16 protein-coding genes and 1 tRNA gene are annotated in these 20,652 nt (G+C 34.1%); 8 read left to right on the top strand and 9 right to left on the bottom strand.

Translation table 11 applies throughout. The features are described 5' to 3' along the window. Window positions 1-135: 135 nt before the first annotated feature. Window positions 136-210 (bottom strand) — tRNA-Gln (locus tag ACFIKQ_RS04010). 890 nt (window positions 211-1,100) lie between these two features. Here ACFIKQ_RS04010 and ACFIKQ_RS04005 point away from each other — a divergent pair. Continuing rightward, a complete protein-coding gene (locus ACFIKQ_RS04005; protein WP_375635749.1) occupies window positions 1,101-1,703 on the top strand; it encodes a superoxide dismutase in 603 nt (200 codons plus the stop codon). 83 nt (window positions 1,704-1,786) lie between these two features. Here the strand turns inward: ACFIKQ_RS04005 and ACFIKQ_RS04000 are convergent, their stop codons facing one another. Next, window positions 1,787-3,880, bottom strand: a complete 2,094-nt coding sequence (locus tag ACFIKQ_RS04000) for a S9 family peptidase (protein ID WP_375652850.1) — start codon at window positions 3,878-3,880, stop codon at window positions 1,787-1,789. An 864-nt stretch (window positions 3,881-4,744) separates the two neighbouring features. On the opposite strand from ACFIKQ_RS04000, the gene ACFIKQ_RS03995 reads away from it, so the two are divergent. Beyond that, complete coding sequence (locus ACFIKQ_RS03995) at window positions 4,745-5,182, top strand: MucR family transcriptional regulator (RefSeq protein ID WP_012754848.1); 438 nt, start codon at window positions 4,745-4,747, stop codon at window positions 5,180-5,182. 98 nt (window positions 5,183-5,280) lie between these two features. Here the strand turns inward: ACFIKQ_RS03995 and ACFIKQ_RS03990 are convergent, their stop codons facing one another. Then, window positions 5,281-5,691, bottom strand: coding sequence for a SufE family protein (locus ACFIKQ_RS03990; RefSeq protein ID WP_012754847.1), 411 nt, complete (start codon window positions 5,689-5,691; stop codon window positions 5,281-5,283). Window positions 5,692-5,857: 166 nt separating this feature from the next. Further along, window positions 5,858-6,175 (bottom strand): DUF5330 domain-containing protein, encoded by a 318-nt coding sequence (locus tag ACFIKQ_RS03985; RefSeq protein WP_375656009.1) that lies wholly within the window; start codon window positions 6,173-6,175, stop codon window positions 5,858-5,860. A gap of 1,134 nt (window positions 6,176-7,309) precedes the next feature. On the opposite strand from ACFIKQ_RS03985, the gene ACFIKQ_RS03980 reads away from it, so the two are divergent. Further along, window positions 7,310-8,134, top strand: a complete 825-nt coding sequence (locus ACFIKQ_RS03980) for a peptidoglycan-binding protein (RefSeq protein ID WP_375635837.1) — start codon at window positions 7,310-7,312, stop codon at window positions 8,132-8,134. 108 nt (window positions 8,135-8,242) lie between these two features. Here ACFIKQ_RS03980 and ACFIKQ_RS03975 read toward each other — a convergent pair whose 3' ends face one another. From ACFIKQ_RS03975 to ACFIKQ_RS03960, 4 genes are all read right to left on the bottom strand, one after another. Continuing rightward, window positions 8,243-8,428: a hypothetical protein gene (locus ACFIKQ_RS03975; protein WP_375635752.1), complete on the bottom strand. Its 186-nt coding sequence runs from the start codon at window positions 8,426-8,428 to the stop codon at window positions 8,243-8,245. 1,451 nt (window positions 8,429-9,879) lie between these two features. Further along, window positions 9,880-12,546 carry a pyruvate, phosphate dikinase gene (ppdK, locus tag ACFIKQ_RS03970; RefSeq protein ID WP_375647212.1) on the bottom strand — a complete coding sequence of 889 codons (2,667 nt, stop codon included), beginning with the start codon at window positions 12,544-12,546 and terminating at the stop codon, window positions 9,880-9,882. 171 nt (window positions 12,547-12,717) lie between these two features. Then, complete coding sequence (locus ACFIKQ_RS03965; protein WP_375656007.1) at window positions 12,718-13,380, bottom strand: DsbA family protein; 663 nt, start codon at window positions 13,378-13,380, stop codon at window positions 12,718-12,720. Window positions 13,381-13,462: 82 nt separating this feature from the next. Beyond that, on the bottom strand, window positions 13,463-13,963 hold the full coding sequence (locus ACFIKQ_RS03960; RefSeq protein ID WP_375635755.1) for a DUF721 domain-containing protein: 501 nt from the start codon (window positions 13,961-13,963) through the stop codon (window positions 13,463-13,465). Between the two features lie 142 nt (window positions 13,964-14,105). Here ACFIKQ_RS03960 and mutY point away from each other — a divergent pair, with 142 nt between their 5' ends. Then, window positions 14,106-15,164, top strand: coding sequence for an A/G-specific adenine glycosylase (gene mutY, locus ACFIKQ_RS03955; RefSeq protein ID WP_375635756.1), 1,059 nt, complete (start codon window positions 14,106-14,108; stop codon window positions 15,162-15,164). A gap of 773 nt (window positions 15,165-15,937) precedes the next feature. Here mutY and ACFIKQ_RS03950 read toward each other — a convergent pair. Continuing rightward, window positions 15,938-17,026 (bottom strand): site-specific DNA-methyltransferase, encoded by a 1,089-nt coding sequence (locus ACFIKQ_RS03950; protein WP_375656041.1) that lies wholly within the window; start codon window positions 17,024-17,026, stop codon window positions 15,938-15,940. A gap of 371 nt (window positions 17,027-17,397) precedes the next feature. Between ACFIKQ_RS03950 and ACFIKQ_RS03945 the strand changes: the two genes are divergently transcribed. The 4 genes from ACFIKQ_RS03945 (at window position 17,398) to ACFIKQ_RS03930 (ending at window position 20,509) form a co-directional block, all read left to right on the top strand. Next, entirely contained in the window at window positions 17,398-18,093 is a 696-nt protein-coding gene (locus tag ACFIKQ_RS03945; protein WP_375656005.1) for an HAD family hydrolase, read from the top strand. A gap of 913 nt (window positions 18,094-19,006) precedes the next feature. Continuing rightward, a complete protein-coding gene (locus ACFIKQ_RS03940) occupies window positions 19,007-19,363 on the top strand; it encodes a hypothetical protein (protein WP_375644573.1) in 357 nt (118 codons plus the stop codon). Between the two features lie 181 nt (window positions 19,364-19,544). Continuing rightward, the gene (locus ACFIKQ_RS03935; RefSeq protein WP_375656003.1) at window positions 19,545-19,907 is read left to right on the top strand and encodes a hypothetical protein; all 363 of its coding nucleotides are present in this window, start codon (window positions 19,545-19,547) and stop codon (window positions 19,905-19,907) included. Window positions 19,908-20,146: 239 nt separating this feature from the next. Next, the gene (locus tag ACFIKQ_RS03930) at window positions 20,147-20,509 is read left to right on the top strand and encodes a hypothetical protein (protein ID WP_375635760.1); all 363 of its coding nucleotides are present in this window, start codon (window positions 20,147-20,149) and stop codon (window positions 20,507-20,509) included. Window positions 20,510-20,652: the final 143 nt, after the last annotated feature.

Genomic DNA, 20,652 nt, shown 5'->3' with positions numbered 1-20,652 from the left:
GCAAATCCAGTTATCTAGATAAAATGATTGGGTATAAGCTATAAAAAAGTTAGGGATAGGTAGAAAATAAGTTAAAAGAATCAACGGAATCAAAATTCCCGAACTTTTATATAACCTATTGATTTTACTAAACATTGGCTGGGGTACCTGGATTCGAACCAGGGAATGCCGGTACCAAAAACCGGTGCCTTACCGCTTGGCTATACCCCAAAAAAAACACGCTTTATAGCGACTCTTGCACCTTATAGCGATTCCTGTGATTGGACGCAATATCTGAAAATCAAAGACCTTACTTTTTTATCATAAAGTGCCTGATTTATCATAAAGTGCCTGAGTCTTGTATGGCATTGCATCAATACAAATTCGTAGCAGGAACTGATATACAATTGTGCTTTTAAAACAAGTAGAAACCATTTATCCACCAATTATTTTGCTCTTTGTATTGATTTTTTAGGAACAGAAAATGAAAATCCCGTAGTTTACTCATGTATCTAATAAATTAGCATATGATTTACTTTTCTTGATATATTCCAATCTCATCTTGCTTCATTAAGATAAAAGCTGTCACCATATTGGGAACTGGTAAAGTGTGTGATAGTTGCTGTGCTCTTTCATTAAGCGTAAAGATGATAATGTCCACTGGTTTTTACATTATATTATTCATGAATAGCGCCATAAAATGAAATCAAACACATTGAAAAATATCTCCTAAAAATAACACTTAAATATTCTATTGCAAACACTATGACACACCAATAGGTTAGAAGAGTTTTGCAAAAATTAAAAATATTTTATCTGGCATTTGAAAAAATAAAGATATAAGAACGAGGGATAATAGCTATTTCTATTTACTTTATTATTCAAAAGATAATGATATTTTTATCGGTTCATAGATGTAAAAATCTTCAGAAACAATCTTTATATAGACCAATGCCTTTTTTGATTGATTAGCATACATTTCCTAAAAGCTTCTTTTACAAAAAGAGAGATATTAAAATTAATTTCACACAAATAGGTATTCAACATTTGCTTTTCAATTCTGTAAATGGCAAATTAGACTTATGAAATAAGCTTAACAATTAGAATCGAGGAGATTTTTAATGGCTTTTGAATTGCCCCCGTTGCCTTATGATTACGATGCCCTTTCACCTTATATGTCACGCGAAACGCTTGAATATCATCATGATAAGCATCACCTCGCTTATCTTAACAATACCAATAATTTTGTGAAAGAGTTAGGCTTAGAAAATGAAAGCCTTGAAGATATTGTTAAAAAAAGTTTTGGAAAAAATATTGGTTTGTTTAATAATGCAGCACAGTATTACAATCATAACCACTTTTGGCTTTGGATGAAAAAAGATGGGGGTGGCCAAAAACTTCCTGAAAAGTTAGCAAAAGCTATTGACACTGATCTAGGTGGTTACGACAAATTCCGCGCTGATTTTATTGCTGCTGCTAGTGCCCAATTTGGTTCTGGATGGGCATGGGTTGCTGTTAAAGATGGCAAGCTTGAAATTATGAAAACGCCTAATGGCGAAAATCCCTTAATTCACAATGCTCGACCTATTTTGGGTGTCGATGTGTGGGAACATTCCTATTACATTGATTATCGCAATGCTCGACCGAAGTACCTCGAATCCTTTGTAGACCATTTAATTAATTGGGACTATGTTTTGAAACTTTATGAAGAATGTGAATTTTAAGCTATCTAGATAATTTTTTTAGTGTATGAAAGTCCCTATAATCCAATAAATTATCGGGGACTTTCAAACAAAGATATTATGGATTAGCAACAGCCTTTTCCTGCTATCTTGAGAATATATGCATAGATATAGGCAACTTCTTCTAGCTTTGAAAAACGTCCAGCTGCACCAGCGTGCCCCGAATCCATATTAATACGTAATAAAATTGCATTATCGTCTGTTTTTAAGTCTCGTAATTTTGCCACCCATTTTGCAGGCTCCCAGTAAGTTACACGAGGATCTGTTAATCCTGCCATCACAAGTATAGGGGGATAGTTTTGAGCTTTGACATTATCGTAGGGTGAATAGGAAGCAATAAGCTTATAATCTTCTTCTGATTCAAGAGGATTCCCCCATTCGGCCCATTCTGGAGGTGTGAGTGGCAATGAAGCATCTAACATTGTCGCTAAGACATCAACAAAAGGCACATTCGCTACGATTCCAGCAAAATCCTGTGGAGCTATATTGGCAATGGCTCCCATCAACATCCCCCCTGCTGAACCACCATAAGCAATAAGCCGGTTGTGAGAAGTGAATTTATTGTTTACAAGGTAACGTCCACAAGCAATAAAATCTGTAAATGTATTGTGCTTAAAGAGATGTTTTCCTTTCTCATACCATTCTACTCCCTTTTCTTTTCCTCCGCGAATATGAGCAATCGCGTAAATAAACCCCCTGTTTACTAGAGAAAGTACATTACTATTAAAACTGGCAGGAATAGAGATTCCATAAGCACCATAACCGTAAAGAAGACAAGGCGCACCACCATCAAGAGGAGTGTTTTTGTGATAAAAAAGTGAAATAGGAATCTTCTCACCATCGTCTGCTATTGCTGTAATACGTCGTGTTACATATGCATCTTTATTATGCCCAGAGGGAATTATTTGCGTTTTTAAAAGCATTCGTTTACGACTTTTCATCTCATAATCAAACACTTGATCAGGTGTTGTCATAGATGAATAGGAAAAACGAATAGTTGGACTGTTATATTCTGCAACCCCTTGTAGACCTAAAGAATAAGCCTCTTCAGTAAAAGCAATGGAAGTAACTTTTTTAGTGGTACGTTCCATTACTTTTATACGTGGAAGCCCCTCAAAACGTTCGATCCAGACAAGAAAATCTTGATAAGCATCATGGGATAATATTAGGCACCCAAGCTGATGTGGGACAAACTCAGACCAATTTTCTGATTGTGGAGATGTATATGGCGCTACCATAATTTTGAAATCTTTTGCATTATCTAGATTGGTCAGAATATAAAAGACATCACCACCTTCTGTAAGTGAATATTCAATACCTTTTTGTCGTTTCCGTACACATTGGGGAGTAGTAAAAGGCGCCTCAGCAGGAATCAACCAGATCTCTGATGTTTCATGATCATGAATATTAATATAAATAATATCATTAAGCTTAGAGCCGCTTACATCTAAGAAAAAACCTGGATTGTCTTCGCGAAAAATAAGCTTATCTTGTGATTGATCAGTGTTTAATCGGTGATAATAGAGCTCTGAAGGTCGGTGATTTTTATCCATTTTAGTATAGAAAAAACCTTCAGATCTAGCATCCCATACAATTTGACCAGATGTATCAGTAATTATGTCCATACAGTCAGACAATGTCTCAAAATTACGAATTTTAGCTGTATAGAATTCTGATCCTTTGTCATCATAGGTCCATACCACATGTGTATGGTCAGGAGATTCTTGAACTGAACCAAATTTGAAATATTCTTTGCCTTCTGCCAAGACATCACCGTTAAGGTAAACGGTTTTTTCTCCGCCATTCCTTGGTGTCCGAAAATAATGCGGTTGTTGACCTCCGGTAACATAAGAGAATCCGTAAGCAAAAGGACCATGTTTTATAGGAACAGAACTATCATTCTCTTGGATCCTGTTTTTCATTTCGGTAAAAAGCAAATCTCGTAATGGTTTTGTATCAGCCATTTGAGCTGATTGATAAGCATTTTCTTTTTCAAGATAATGTCGAATATTTGGATCAAGACAGTTAGGATTTTTAAAAACATCTTGCCAGTTAGACGCACGTAGCCAATGATAGGGATCATCACGAAAAATACCATGATATATTTCCTTATGAGTGATTCTAAATGCTTTGGGAGGAATTGCAAAAGTGCGGGTCATACACAATCCTATATTAAAATATGTTAACAGCTTCGTTTATTCGTTTATATGTTAGAATCATAATTATTGATGCAAGTGTAAAAATCTATAAGTTCTATTCACTTGTAAAAATAGCGCCATGATAATTTTTAAAACTAATACCTTTCTGTCCATTACATATCACAGCTATTGTTTTCTAGGGATATAATACCACTTTTATAATGAAAGTGATTGGTAAGACAATTAAACTATGAGAAAAAGAATTGATTTTTTTTGAAACAGTATAATCTTATAATTTTATAGAAAGTAATAACTATATTTAAAGTATTTTTATTAATGTATAAAACATAAAAATATTCTATGTCGTTTTAATGAATAGTTTTATATTATAAGTAATGCTGTTGTGTCTTATTTATAATATAGTATGTTCTTTATTATTAAATTTAATAAATATAAATAATAAAAACAAATTTAAAATTTAGTAAAAATAAAATTACTAAATTATAAGTATTCAAAATAAAAAATACTAATTTATATATTATATTTTTATAATTAGTAATTTTATTTTTACGTTCTCAAAAAAAAATAAATAAATTTTATCCTATATTTTTTTATATTTGTGATGTATTATATGTCATGTATGATATGTTATAGGATAAAAATATATTTTAGCATGTAATAATTTCGTTTTTCTTATTTTATATTATGACAAAAAAGAGGTATTTATTTGATTTTTTTGTGTTTTGGCAATTTTATAGAATAATTGAATTGACAAAAAAGATTTTTGTACAATATGAAGCTCATGTGCATGAGATCTTTATATCATGAGTATATGCACTATATCTCGATTTTGAATTACTCAATTTTAAATTAAAGGAAACAAGAATGGAACATCGTGCAGTCTTAGAGACTGAAAGCAATTTAGTTATTACATTGGTTGCTGATATTGTTGCTGCCTACGTGAGTAATAATTCTATTCGACCGACTGAAGTGCCAAGTTTAATTGCTGATGTCCATGCTGCTTTTCGTAAAGCAGGGAATTTAGAGTTAACAGAAGTCGAAGTTGAAAAACAAAGGCCTGCCGTTAATCCAAAGCGTTCAGTATTTCCTGATTATCTCATTTGCCTTGAAGATGGGAAAAAATTTAAATCTCTAAAGCGTCATCTCATGACACATTATGGAATGTTGCCAGAGGAGTATCGTGAAAAATGGCAGTTAGATAGTTCTTATCCTATGGTGGCGCCTAATTATGCAAAAACACGATCAGCTTTGGCCAAAGAAATGGGTCTTGGACGCAAAAGTAAACGGAAAAAAACTAAATAATCTTATTTTGCGAAAAAATGGTTTCGTGTATAAATTTGATTTCAGTATACATGTTTTGTGTGAATCTTTTGTATATATAGCAATTTCTATCAAGGGGATTATACATAGCTTTCGTTACGAATCCGTTTAATCATTGATTTCAGACCATTTGATCGTTGTGGTGTAAGATTTTCATTTAAACCAAGTTTTTCAAAGAGCTCTTGAGCATCAGAATTGCGAATTTCAGAAGCTTTTTTGCCTGAATAAAAAGCAAGAAGTATGTAAATGAGTCCACGCACAATATGAGCATCGGAATCACCTTGAAACGTCAATATTGGATCTTCTGAGTTATTACGTGAAGATAAAAGCCACACTTGGCTAACACAACCAGGAACTTTGTGAGCATCGTTTCGAGCGCTTTCCGGAAAAGGTGGCAATTCATGGCCAAGCTCAATGACATAACGATAACGGTCTTCCCAATTATCCAAAAGCGAAAAGTTCTCTATGATATTACCGATTGTTTCCGCCATTATTTTAGTCCTGTTTTGTTTGAATAATCATTCTTAAATACACTTATAAAAAATAAATATTTATTCTTCCTAACATAAATAACACGAAGAACGTTAAAAATCCTTATTTCAAGATAACATTGTATGGTTTTGTAAGAACTCTTGTATTGCGATTTTGCAAGAAACATTAAGGGAAATCTCTGATATTATTGTTGTTCCCTAATATGTTGCCTAAATATTCATAAGCAGCTCTTGCACCGTAATATGCGCGTTCACCAAGTGAACTTAAAAATGATTTTCCTACTTTGCAGGTTTCTATATTACGGTCACAAAATGCTCCTAGGTCATTTAAAGCTTCTTTAAATGCACTAATCACATCGCTCGTTGTTGTCTCATTATTTTTGGGGCTAAAAGAATAGTCACTGCTTGGATTTGCTACAAAAAATGAAATAATGACAAAAATAAAAAATAAAAAAAATGATAATTTGATTAAAAAACGTATCATGGGCAATCAATGTACCGCAGTGGTAAATACAATAAAAGAAACATTTTATACACTGTTTCTTTATAAACAATTTATAAAATTTGTTTTTTATAAAATTGAGTATGCATTTATTGGATCTATATCATTGGCTTTTTTATAAATATGGCACAATGCCGCTGTATAAAATGGGATACATTGTCTATTCAGTAAAAATTTAACATCCCAATTATACACTTACAGGCTGATCATATTAATGAACATACCATGATAAAAAATGAGAGATATAACCATGATCGTGCATAAGAGTTAAGAAATGTACCCCCCACATTTATAACCTTTCATTCCACAAGAAAGTGTAGCAATGAGATAAGGATTAAACACAGAGTCCAATTTCTTTTCCATATTGTGTACATACTTATTTTAAATAATAGTTCATCATCTTAGCTTAGTTGAAAAGGCTAAAAAGAGTCAGACTCTGTTATTCTGACTCTAGTAGTGATAAAATATTTATATTATCTATAAAATTTTTACTAGAACATCACCAACATGATCAATATGTCGATCAAAAGATCAAACAATAGCTTCATCTCTTATAACTCCATCTCAAGATCTCAAGACAAGTTTTTCTATAACATTGTAAACATCAATTTAATTGATACAAAAGTAGCTCCACTAAAATATAATAACCTTAAGAGACCAGTATTCTCACCAAACCGTTTACAAAAAAGTAACCCTATATATGTAAATTGTAAAGAATATAATGACTCTTATCTTTTTAACGTTATAGAAAAATAGTCTCTAACTTGTTTTTAAATGATAGGCAAACATCTGCGCCAAAAATGAAGAATAACGTGATATTATTATTGAGATGATTATATGTGATAATGCAGTTTGCAAACACTAAAATGCTCTTGAACGTTAATCATTCGATGTTCTCTTTATACATATTGAAAGATTTGTAAAATCTGAAATTAATAAAAATTGATAAGAGCTCTTGTTGATTGATCAACTTATACATTGATAGAATGAAGCTGCTTATTCTAGGAGTTTGAAAGGAAAAAACAATAATGTAAATGCATTTCTCTCTAGCGAAAAGTAAGAACTAATTTGCATTCGTTTCTTTGTGAAACATAAACGCAACTGAAAATAAAAATGATGACAACAAAACGAAAGACGACCCGAAAAAAAACTGTAAAACACCGTAAATACTATAGTAGTATTGTTATAACACTTCTTCTTATAATTTTTCATTTTATTTTTTGGATAGCAAAAACTCTTTATTTCTATACACGAAAAAATACTTTATTTTTTGTTGGATCTCTTCTTTTTAGCATTAGTTTTTTATTTATTTCATTTAATGCTTTATTTTCGCAAATGACAACGCATCAAAATATTTTAACTCAAATGAAATTTTCCTCCGTTCAAAGTATAGGGAAGAGCTCTACTTTATTGGAAAAAGAAGCAAAATCACAAGAACTCTCTCGTGTAACTTCTCTACATTCTCCAAGTCATCACCATACAAATTCACCTTTACCTCCTCAATCAGCAAGCATTCTGGAAAAGCAAAAAGAACTAGTAAAATTAGGACTTTATGATGGACCTTTAGATGGACTGGAAGGACCTAAAACACGCCGAGCTATCACTTTATGGAAACAACAAACTGCTCAGAGAATGCAAAAGAATGCTCTATCTAATCCCACAACAGATGAAATTGCGATATTAATTAAGCAGAGCGAAATAGAAACAAAAAATATGACGCACTTAAAAGAAGCTATTTCAGAGCCTTCTGTCGAAGATATTATACAAGTGCAAAAAGCTTTACATATTTTTGGGAATGAAGAGGTTATTGTCACAGGAATAGAAGATCAAAAGACGATAGAAGCCTTAAAACAGTTTCAAAAAATGTTTGATCTTCCTGTAACAGGTAAAATTAATCACACAATTTTAATGAAAATGCGCGAAATTGGTTTATTAAATTGAGGCTAATCATCTATACTATAAAAATAATCTCTTAATTTATAATGATAATTCATCTTTCGCTTGTTTAATGCCCCCCCAAACATTCCTTCATCTCAAGCCCTCTTATATTCAATCAATCAGAATGGTTTTCTTACACATTATATATTGCGCCATACAATCTGCTGTAAGAAAACCACAACCAATTGCAGAAAAAGAAATATTGCAAAATAACAAACGCGCTTGTTCTAGCATTTTTATTACTTCTGATGATAAAAGGACACGAAATTTTATTGTAGTATCATGTAAACCTTTCATATTCTCGAGCCACGAATTGTCCACATCTTATCGTCAATTTGATCTTTATAAATATGACGCAAAGAATTTGTGCAAACACCTGTAAGGATAAGTAGACGTAAAGCTAGTTGTGTTATGCTTGTTGTTTTGCAAAGTGTCTGATAAAAAACCGGCACTTCTCTCCAATCTATTGCTGGAAAGTTTTGTGTTTTATGACGTTGTTTTCTAAGAGAGCGTGTGCTTTTGGTGTCGTCTAAAAATCAACATCCAAACCTAACGCAGCAGTATGTTTGAAGCAAATGTTAAGACAGTTTAGTACTTTCTCAACTGTTATAGCTTTTGTATGCCAAATGGAGGCAAGAGCATTGCACATCTCTGTTTGTATAATCTCTGAAACAGAGAGACAGTCTAATTTGGGAAGAATATGAAATTTTAAGGGTAGAAACCAGTTTTCATCTTTGCCATTTCCTTTTAATTTAGCTTTACGACTTTTAAAGACATCTAAAGCAATGTCTTTAAAATAATGGAGATTACCTATTGCCTCATGCTTTTATTTAGCTCGCGTCTTTTTGGGCCCCCCCTCACGTAAAACAAAATGTCCTAAACGGAATATACGTGGATTGCCATTCACGATCTTTCTTAAAAAAACATTTCTAAAGCACCCAAGCCCATTTCGCAACAACGGCCCGTGAATAATAATAGCAGCCTTCTCTGTGCGCTATCATCTTTACGCTTGTGAAGAAGCAAACCGGCACCATTACACACTACCTACCTTCAATTTGTGACAGCTCTTGACACTTGAAGAAGCATATCCTTGCTTTATTTTTTTATCCATAGACGCTAATTCCGCCTGTAATATGCAAAAAACATGGTTTTAATTGATTCATTATCAAAGAAGTTGAAATGAGACAATCTTGTGATATTTACAGCTTTCGTTCAATATGAGAAATAAAAAATTATCATTATAAATCAACATATTGTATAACTTTGATATTCCTTCAAGAATGTAAAGATGATAGCGCATAGTAGAGTTTATATACTTTGGGAAGATTTTTATAAACTTACGGGGAGTTTTACATAATCCCCATTCCACGAATGTCAATGTGAAATGGGGCATCCACTGAGAGATGTCTATCTCAAACAGCATGATGTGTAAAAAAATGCATTTGTTTGGAGCATTCTATTTTGCGTGAGGAGTCCATTACCCTATAAAAAAGCAAACGTGTAAATTGACTGCACAATAACACGTTTCTCTCTATCAAGAGGTTCGTCAATAGAAAGTGTATTAATAATACATCTTTGTCTATCCTGCTTTATATTTTCTCTCATAAACCTCTCAAAAATACACTTTCTCGCGTAACACAACTTATCGTGCATTTTAGAAGCAATTTTATTTCCTTTATTAAAGAAAATAAAAGAATATATAAAAAATTATTTCAGTAATAACTATACAACAAAAAAATATTAACCCATTATATCCTTTTTGCTATTGCGGCCTGGGCTGCTGCTAAACGAGCAATTGGTACTCGAAAAGGAGAACACGAAACATAATCTAGGTTATTTTCTTCGCATAAAGCAATAGAGGCCGGATCGCCTCCATGTTCACCGCAAATTCCTAATTTTATTTTTGCACGCTTTGATCGTCCACGCTGTGCAGCAATGGTAATAAGTTCTCCTACTCCATCACAGTCAATAGACACGAAAGGATCTTGCTCTAAAAGACCTTTTTGAAAATAGGTTGCCAAAAAAGGAGCAGCATCATCACGGGAAATCCCAAAAGTGGTTTGTGTCAAATCGTTTGTTCCAAATGAAAAAAATTCAGCAGTTTCAGCAATTTCATCTGCTCGAAGCGCCGCCCTTGGAAGCTCAATCATCGTCCCAACCATATATTGAATAGTGCTTCCCTTTTCTTTCATCACTTCCTCAGCAACCTGATCAATACGTGCTTTTACAAAATCGAGTTCAGATTTAAGCGCAACAAGTGGCACCATAATTTCAAGCATAACAGGAGATCCAGATTTTTGGGCAGCTTCTGCTGCTGCTTCAAAAATCGCCCGCGCTTGCATTTCTGCAATTTCAGGATAAGTAATAGCTAAACGGCATCCACGTAATCCAAGCATAGGATTAAATTCGTGCAACTGCTGAGCGCGTTCAGCAAGCACTTCAGCAGAAACACCCATAGCTGTTGCAACATCAAGAATTTCTGTTTTCGTTTTAGGTAAAAATTCATGTAATGGTGGATCTAGCAAGCGGATAGTAACAGGTAAACCACACATAATTTCAAATAATTCACTAAAATCTGAACGCTGCATTGGCAAAAGCTTATCTAGTGCTTTACGACGACCATTTTCATCATGACTTAAAATCATTTCACGCATGGCAACGATACGTTCATCAGAAAAAAACATATGCTCCGTACGGCAAAGACCTATACCTTCAGCCCCAAAGGAACGCCCCATACGGGCATCAGATGGTGTATCAGCATTAGCGCGAACTTTGAGACGCCGCATTCCATCAGCCCATTCCATTAATTTTGCAAAGTCTCCGCAAAGCTGAGGTTGCAACATTGCAACTTTCCCTTTGAAAATTTCTCCACTTCCACCATCAATTGTAATAATATCACCTTTTTTAAAGCTTTCTCCTGAAGCAAACAGCGTATTTGTGTTATAATCAATCCGCACACTTCCAGCACCAGAAATACATGGTTTCCCCATCCCCCGCGCAACAACAGCAGCGTGACTTGTCATACCGCCACGCGTTGTTAAAATTCCTTCTGCAGCATGCATACCATGAATATCTTCTGGGCTTGTTTCTACACGGACCAAAATAACTTTGCGACCTTCCGCCGACACCGTTTCTGCCTCTTCTGAAGTAAAAACAATTTCACCAGTTGCGGCTCCAGGAGAAGCAGGTAAACCACGTCCTATAATAGAACGTTCTGCTTTGGGATCAAGTGTTGGATGCAAAAGTTGGTCCAGCGACTTTGCATCAATACGCATCACAGCCTCTTCATGGTTTATTAACCCCTCTTCAACCATTTCAATTGCTATCTTGAGAGCCGCACGAGCCGTGCGTTTTCCTGAACGAGTCTGAAGCATCCATAATTTACCTTTTTCAATGGTAAATTCGAGATCTTGCATATCCCGATAATGCTGCTCAAGCTTCTGCGCTATCTGACATAATTTCAAAAAAGCCTCAGGCATAATTTTTTCTAATGACGGCCTATTTGAACCAGCAACAATACGCGCATTTTCTGTAATATTTTGAGGTGTTCGAATGCCCGCCACAACATCTTCCCCTTGCGCATTAACTAAAAATTCACCATAAAGTTCTTTTTTCCCTGTCGATGGATTGCGTGTAAAAGCAACACCTGTTGCCGAATCTTCACCCATGTTGCCAAAAACCATAGCTTGCACATTAACTGCCGTTCCCCAACTTTCAGGAATATTATGTAAACGGCGATAGGTAACTGCACGTGCTGTCATCCAACTTGAAAAAACGGCTCCAATTGCTCCCCATAACTGCTGTTCAGGATTTTGTGGAAAAGGTTTTCCTAATTTTTCTTCAACATATGCTTTATAAGAAGTAATAATATTCTTCCAATCACCTGCTGTCATTTCTGTATCAATAGTGTAACCATTGCGTACTTTTGCTTCATCAAGAATTTCTTCAAAATACGCATGATCTAACCCCAAAACAACGTTAGAATACATTTGGATAAAACGCCGATAACTATCATAAGCAAAACGTTCATTATTAGCTTGTAAAGCAATGGCTTTTACAGTCTCATCATTCATGCCAAGGTTAAGCACTGTGTCCATCATCCCTGGCATAGAAGCCCTAGCCCCTGAACGAACAGAAAGCAAAAGTGGCTTTTGCTCACTCCCAAATTCACGTCCTGTTTGTTCACCAATGCGTCTTAGTGCTTGATTAACAGATTCCTGTAGCTCTTCTGGATATGATTTGTCATGGGCATAATAAAAATTACAAACTTCTGTTGTCAGCGTAAATCCGGGTGGTACGGGCAAACCAAGATTACTCATTTCTGCCAAATTAGCCCCTTTACCTCCGAGAAGATTACGCTCACTTGCACTTCCTTCTGCCTTTCCATCTCCAAAACTATAAACCCATTTTTTCATTGTACAAATCCTCCCATATCAGCATCAAAACATCATTCAACCTAGGCTCACTTAAAAGCAATGACTTGATTCAAAATCGGCTCAACAAAAAATATTGCTTCATAAATGCATAATATTAATCCTTCCAAAAGCGATAATGACTAAAAGTATCACTATCTATCTTCTGGAAGATTAAGATTCATTTTTAAGAAAACTATCAATCACCGAAAAAAAGTCTTCTACTTTCATGGCACCTTCATATTTACTACCATTAATAAAGAAAGTAGGCGTTGCTGTAATACCAAGTTTTTTACCACGCTCAAAGGATGCATTCACTTCATCTAAAATGGCTTGATTTTTCAAACATGCAGTAAAACTTTCATCTGTAAAACCAGCCATTAAGCCAATTTTTTTCAATGGTGTTAGAGCATCTTTTCCGAAAGCCCATTCATTTTGTTTTTGAAATAAAACTTCTATTAAAGGAAAATAGCGATCTTCTGGTGCACACTGTGCCAACATAAAACCTGCTGTTGCCCGAGGATCAAAAGCATAATCGCGGAAAATCAGTTTTACTTTTCCTGTTTTGATATATTTTTTACGAATTTGAGGAAGTATATCATTATAAAAATGCGCACAATGGGTACATGTCAACGAAGCATACTCAACAATGACGACTGGTGCATCCGCCTCTCCCTCAAAGCGATCCTTTACTTTACCCGATTGGAGAATCTCTTCCATATCAACAGTTGCCACTGGTTTGGGATCACGCGCTAAAGCAACTGTTACACTGTTTTGTACAATCGTTATGAAGAGAAAAATTATCCCGAAAGATAAAAAAGAACGATATTTTACCATAAATAATACTTTTCTGTTGTTATTAACGAATAAGAATCCAACGCTTTCTCATATATTAAAGAAAAATATATAAAATATCTTGCTATTTATTATTTTTTTCCAAAAAAATGCAACAGCCAAGTTTATAAAGTGATTGGCGCAAGCTTTTATCTTCAATTCCTTCAAGCATTTCTCCCACGCATTTTTTGTCTTGTTCACTCAAAGACGATTTTAGAGGCAAGTGATTCATAAAAACCGTCATACTCCTTTGCTCAATCTTGATGCGATCAATAGCAATATAGCCAAAAAATCCGTTAATTCTATGAAGTAATTCCTCTGTTTCATGCATCAATTTTAACGCAGCAAATCCTTCACATGCGACAACAAGTGTTGCTGGCTGAAAAACATCATCTTGATCTGCACGACGTTTCCAAATAATTTTAAGCGGCATTGTATGTTCACTGATATCATAGCCCGCAATTTGTGGCCAATGTTCTATAAGCGCTACATTAAGCCCTGTCCGTTTGCGTAAAACTGGATCAAGTATTTTGTATACCGTCTCAGAAAGAGAATAAAAGATATGTTTTTTAAGTTGTTTTCTCATTTTTAGATCATTGTTCAATCGCTTACTAAATTAAAATCATTTGTTTCATCTAAAAATTATTGCCTCCTCAATTTATGAAAGATCAACAAAATAAATAATTTTTTCTTTTGCATTTTATATCTTCCTATGCTTGAAAACAATCATGTATGAAATTTCTTCGCACCTCCTTGCTTGGTACGATCAAAATCACAGACATCTCCCATGGCGGATTACCCCCGAAAAGCAAAAACAAGGTATCCGTCCTGATCCTTATCAAGTTTGGCTTTCTGAAATCATGCTTCAACAAACAACCGTTGAAACAGTTAAGCCTTATTTTAAAAAGTTTCTGAAACTATGGCCTGATCTTTCCTCTTTAGCAAAAGCCTCACAAGATGACATCATGAAAGCATGGGCTGGACTTGGTTATTATTCACGCGCACGTAATCTTAAAAAATGTGCGCAACAGCTTGTTGAAAACTACGCGGGACAATTTCCACAATCTGTAAAAGAATTGCGAACTCTAGCCGGTATTGGAGATTATACTGCCGCAGCCATTGCTTCAATTGCTTTTAATCACCCTGTAGCAGTGGTTGATGGTAATGTCGAACGTGTGGTAGCGCGCCTTTTTGCTATCACTTCAATATTACAAAAAGCAAAAGTTGAAATTAAAGAAAAAACACAAAAAATTACTGCTTTAAATCGTCCTGGTGACTTTGCTCAAGCAATGATGGATTTAGGAGCAACAGTTTGTACTCCACGCAAACCATCTTGTTATACCTGCCCTCTTCAATGTTTATGTAAAGCAGCAAAGACGCAACAACCGGAATCTTTTCCAGTCAAAGCCCCTAAAAAAGAACGCCCTTCAAAAACAGGTATTGCTTTTGTGGCTCTTAATAAAAAGAGACAAATTTATTTGGAAAAACGACAGACGCAAAAGCTCCTTGGTGGAATGACCCAAATTCCTAACAATATTGGCATAAACAACGAAAATGGGCTCCAAAATGCACCCTTTACTGCCAATTGGCAATTCAAAGGACAAATTACGCATGTTTTTACTCACTTTTCTCTAAAACTCGATGTTTACTATACTGAGGATATTCATGAAATGAATTGTGAAAATGGTTGGTGGTGTAACATTCAACATCTTGCCGAAGAAGCACTACCTACTGTTATGAAAAAAGCCATTTCCGTAGCACTTCCCAATTCTTTCAGATTTAAATAACCTTCCCTATTCGTAAAAATGTTTTCTAACGGAGACTTTTGTATCTCTAACGATCATTTATTAAGTCATTTATTAATCTGTAAAAGAAAAACTTAAAAAAATGAAATAACCAATTTTTTCTACAGATAAGAATTAAGGAGGGGTAAAAAAGCTTAGAAAGCTTAGATTTAAATTTCAGAATCTATCCTTTTTTGCTTATGAAGGAGCAAGTCAGCACCATCATTATATTTACCAGTCCCCTACAACAACCCTTGGCACTTGAAACGGTTCATAAAAGGTACTTTTTAGTTCTTTCTTTAACAATTTTATTCACACGCCAACCCCGCTTATGACATGCAAGCAAGTAAATTTTATTGATTCAATATGAAACAGGTCTGAAATAAGAAAATTTGACGATATTCGGGGGGAACTCAATATGAATAACGCTAAATTATCTTGATAAACCAATACATTTTACGCACTTTATAGATGCACATATTACCTCAAAAAAGCACTTAATTTTGAGCTTCTGAATGAGCCTTTTAATTTTGATATTTCATTTTTATAAGATTATATTAAAATTTTACTGTTTTGGAACTAAAATCAGAACATAGAGTGAAAGTTTCTCATTTTAATTTCTTCTACAAGAAGCAAAAAATACTCGCTTGCCGCTTACAAGCGAGATTAGTGTGTTAATAAAAAACATCTAAGAAAGGCATAAAATGCCCTCACGTCCATCTCAATCAAGATCAGGTACATTGATGATCACTCTAGAATGAAGCGATCAGCTTAGTTCATAAAACACCCGTTTTTAACATTTGTGAACGTATGATCATTCTTAAATGATCTATGGACTTCAACCGTCCATTTTCCTCATAATACCAAAATGTCCAACCATTACAACTCTGCGAATCTTGAGCCTTTCTTCCCATTGCGTGAATTGAGCCCGCTTCACCACCATGCATAATCGTACCATCAGCTCTTACAATAGCAGACACTTGCTTCTTACGATCATAAAGAACTTCTCCAGGATAGAGTAAACCTGCTTCAAGCAAACTGTTGAATGCTACGCGCGGTTCTGCTTTTTTTCTATCCAAAATCGCTAGTTCTGGTTGCGCTAAAGGTTTAACCGCTGCAATTCTCTCACATGCTGCATCAATGTAATCTTGCTCGCGTTCAATCCCAACAAAATCACGCCCTAAAAGCTTGGCAACAGCACCTGTTGTTCCCGAACCAAAAAACGGATCAAGAATAACATCACCAGGTTTACTAGAAGCCATAATAATACGCGCTAATAACGCTTGCGGTTTTTGTGTTGGATGTAATTTACGCCCTGAATCATCCTTTAAACGTTCAGCTCCAGTGCAGAGAGGGAAAAGCCAATCTGAACGCATTTGTAGATCTTCATTGGCCGCTTTTAAGGCATCATAATTAAATGTGTACTTTTTATCTTTTTGATCTCGCACGGCCCAAATAAGCGTCTCATGAGCATTTTGAAAACGGCGCCCTCGAAAATTAGGCATCGGATTATTTTTGCGCCAAATAATATCATTAAGCATCCAAAAACCTAAATCTTGTAATGCCGTCCCAACTCGAAAAATATTATGGTAAGATCCGATAACCCAAAGTGTTCCGTTGGGTTTTAATACACGACGACAAGCAAGCAACCATGCACGGGTAAAAGCATCATACGCAGCAAAACTCTCAAACTGATCCCATGCATCATCAACCGCATCAACAAGCGAATGATCTGGACGGTATAAAGCTCCGTCCAATTGCAAATTATAGGGTGGGTCCGCAAAAATCATATCAACGGAATATTTTGGAAGTTTTTCTAGAACGGAAACACAATCTCCTTTAAAAATTTTATTGCGCCATGGCATCTGTGAGGGAGTACGAAGAAAATCTTTTTGAAGCTGAATAACTGTCATGAAAAACCCAACAAAATTAACTGAATTTGCCCTATAATCAACCAAAATAGTTTATAGGCCCGCATTACCAATCCATATTTACAAAATAGCGTAAACGTATCGTTAAATTTCTACAAAATTGATAATTGTTTTTGTTTTTTTAAGTAAAAAAACTTTCATATGAATGAAACTTTATTTTTCTTTTTTTCAATGTACTGTTCCCATATCATTTATTTCGTAAAAGAATTAAGAATCATTTTCAAAGCGTATTTTTATGAAATAAGATCTTCTCAATATCGTTTTCATAAAAGTTGTCCATCTCGTAACATGTAAAGGAATATCTTATGCCTCAGATAGATCTTATTATTTTTGATTGTGACGGAGTTCTCGTCGACTCTGAATATCTTGCAGCAAAAATTGGATCTCAATTGCTCAAACAAACAGGATATGAAATATCATCCGAAGAATTGAGTGAGCGTTTTGCAGGACTTATCTTTCCCGATATTCTTAAACACGTTGAACAGGAAACAGAAAAACCAATTTCTGCTCATCTCATAGATCAGATGACTAATATTTTTCGTACACAAATAAAAACTAAATTACGGGCTATTGATGATGTAAGAGAAGCCGTAGAAATTATTCAAACACGCTATCCCTACTGTATCTGCTCTAATGCAAAAAGCGTAGATATAAAAGAGATGCTCACCACGGTTGATCTCTATGACCTTTTTGAAGGTAAAATATTTTCAGCACCTGAAGTTGGAACAAAAAGAACGAAACCAGCCCCTGATGTTTTCCTTTTTGCCGCACAAAAATTACAGGCAGAGCCCCAAAACACTATCGTTATAGAAGATTCACTTCATGGTGTACACGCAGCCATAGCAGCAGGCATGCGTGTCATCGGCTTTACGGGAGGATCACATAGCTATCTTGGCCACTCCAATGTACTTGCAGAAGCTGGAGCAGAAACAGTTATCGCAAAACATGCTCATTTAGGAGAAGTCTTAGAAGCAATGGCAGTATGGCGAGATCTATTATAAAAAATCTCTTGAATATATCAGTTTGTAAACTCTTGTAAGAAGCATTTTTACTCAAATGCCCTTCTCTTCTCGCTACTTCTTTTATAATAACTTTAGTAAATGCGTAATTCAGGACATCTTTCTTCTTTATAAACGTCAAAGATTCTGATGCCCTAAGAATTTTATATTATGGGGCTTTATCATCATATCTATTAATTGCAAAATAGACTTGAGTACCTTGAGAAGGATTTCTTAAAAAAGCACATAAATATGAAACATAGAACAACGTAAAGAGATACCTGTAGTTGCTCAAAATTTTCTGAAAGCACTTGTATAGATTTTTTAAATAAGCAATGAAATCAGATCTTTTCAAAAGTAATCCAACTTTAGGAAAGGCATCCTTTCTAAAAATAAAAGTGGCTTTTCGGTTTGGAAAGAAGAAAATGTTGAAAAATATTATCTAATGCCGATCTTTCAGCACTCATAAATGTCTCTGAATTGATATTCTGCTATACACTGCTTTACATCACAGTAATATGCTGTTCACATTGGCGAGAAAATGATAATATCATTTATCTCTATCCAATTCGAGCTCTACTTTATACTATGAGCGAAATGTATATTTTTAGTATCTATAAATGTATTTAAAAAAATAATATTAATATCATTTTATAAAAATTATGCGATCACCACATGTTATTTATATATAACACATAACGAAATATTTCATAAAATTTTAAAAAATATTTTTGTAATTATTACTGTTACATTTTTACAATAATGTTTATAAAAAAATATATTTATATTTTTATATGTATTTTTATTATTGACTAAAAATACATATTGAAATATCTGAATTATATATAGTGTGAGATATATAAACATTATGTATATTTTCTTACATATATAACTTAAAAATATTTGAGGTAAAGTTATGGTCAAAATATTTAAAAATTATATCTTAAGCACTTTTATAGCGAGCACTTTTTTTATTTCACAAACTGTAACTGTTAATGCAAACTATTTGAAAAACGATACTCCAAAAGAGGAACTTTCTGTTTCCCCAATGGAACAAGTAAAGTATGCGAAATCTGATGTAGTTTCTACGACTGCTTTCTATGTTCCATCTGTAAATTATCAAACAGAAAATGGAACAACAGGTGAAGGGAAAATTGAAAAGGTCGTTGAGCCTATGACTGTAGGAGTGGGACTATTGTTTGCTGGATATGCAATGAGCTTTATAGGATCGATAATAAGTTGGATAAAGGACATAGTGTTGATGTTCAAATAATTCAACCTCGTCTAGAACTCTAGAACAATAGCTTCATAATGAAGCTATTGTTCATTGTAAGTAATTACATAATGGAGCTTATCTTGCTACAAAATATAAATGTTGTAGATTATATCCAAATATCCAAAGTATAAATTTACGCGTATATATATTGAATAGTATAAAATATTTGAGGTAAATTATGATTAAATTGTTTAAAAATCATATGTTAAGTATTTTCATTATGTCTGCCTTTTTTCTTTCACAGGTTGTAAATGTGCATGCAAACTATTTGCAAAATAATACTCATCGTGAAAATATTTTTGTTTCTGCAATAGAGCAGAAAAAACAGGATGCAGTCCATACCGTTTCTCTCTATAGCCCCATTCTAAGTCGTGGAGTGGATAATGAAACTACTATTGAAGGAAAATTTGAAAAGGTCGTTGAACCTCTTACACTCGGAACCTTTGGTGTTGGGATGGCAATTGGATATGCATCAAGTACGATAGGCATGTTTTTAGGATGGATAATAGGTAAAATAATATCGTATTTTAAATCTCGTTAAAATTGAAATCTTATCAGAATAAAACCTTCTCATACGAAATATAAACTATGGATATATTCTGTGTTTATCCATTGTTGATGACAAAAAACTAATGAATTAGTGCACATTAAGAATGAAAAAGCTTTAAATGCTTCTGTTTCTCTTTTTAAATGCTTCTGTTTCTCTTAATGTGCACTAATTCTGCCGATGCATCTATTCAATTCAGAGTAAAATAAAAGTAAAAGTATTGGTGATAAATTATGATTAAAGTATTGAAAACTTACGTATTAAATATTTTTATAGCAGTTTCTTTTTTGCTTTCACAAGTTATAAATGTTCATGCCAATCATTTGAAAAATGATTTTCAATGGGAAACTGTCTCTCTAATAGAACAAGGAAAGAAAAAAGCTATCAATATAGCTACTCTTTATGTACCAAGTTTCACTCATGGAGCAAAAAGTGAAACTGCCATTGAAGGAAAATTTGAGAAAGTGTTTGAACCAATTACGTTAGGAGTTTTTTCTACAGCAGGAGCTTTGGGTTTTGGATTCTTGACTGGATCTATTATGGCCATATTTAGCGGGATAATCGGATGGGCAATAGGAAAACTTAAAGGCAAATAATTCAAAGATACTCAGTTATTTTTTCTATTTAAAATAAGAATATTTTACAGCCTGCTTCACATCATTTAGCAGGCTGTCGTATGTTTTCTATGGATAAAAGTTAGCTTACCATACTGTATAGAACAAATATAATATCTATAATA

Source organism: Bartonella sp. MR63HLJHH (assembly GCF_042194155.1).
Taxonomy (GTDB): Bacteria; Pseudomonadota; Alphaproteobacteria; order Rhizobiales; family Rhizobiaceae; genus Bartonella; species Bartonella grahamii.
Note: the sequence above shows the minus strand (reverse complement) of the source record. Positions and strands in the feature narration are given on the sequence as shown.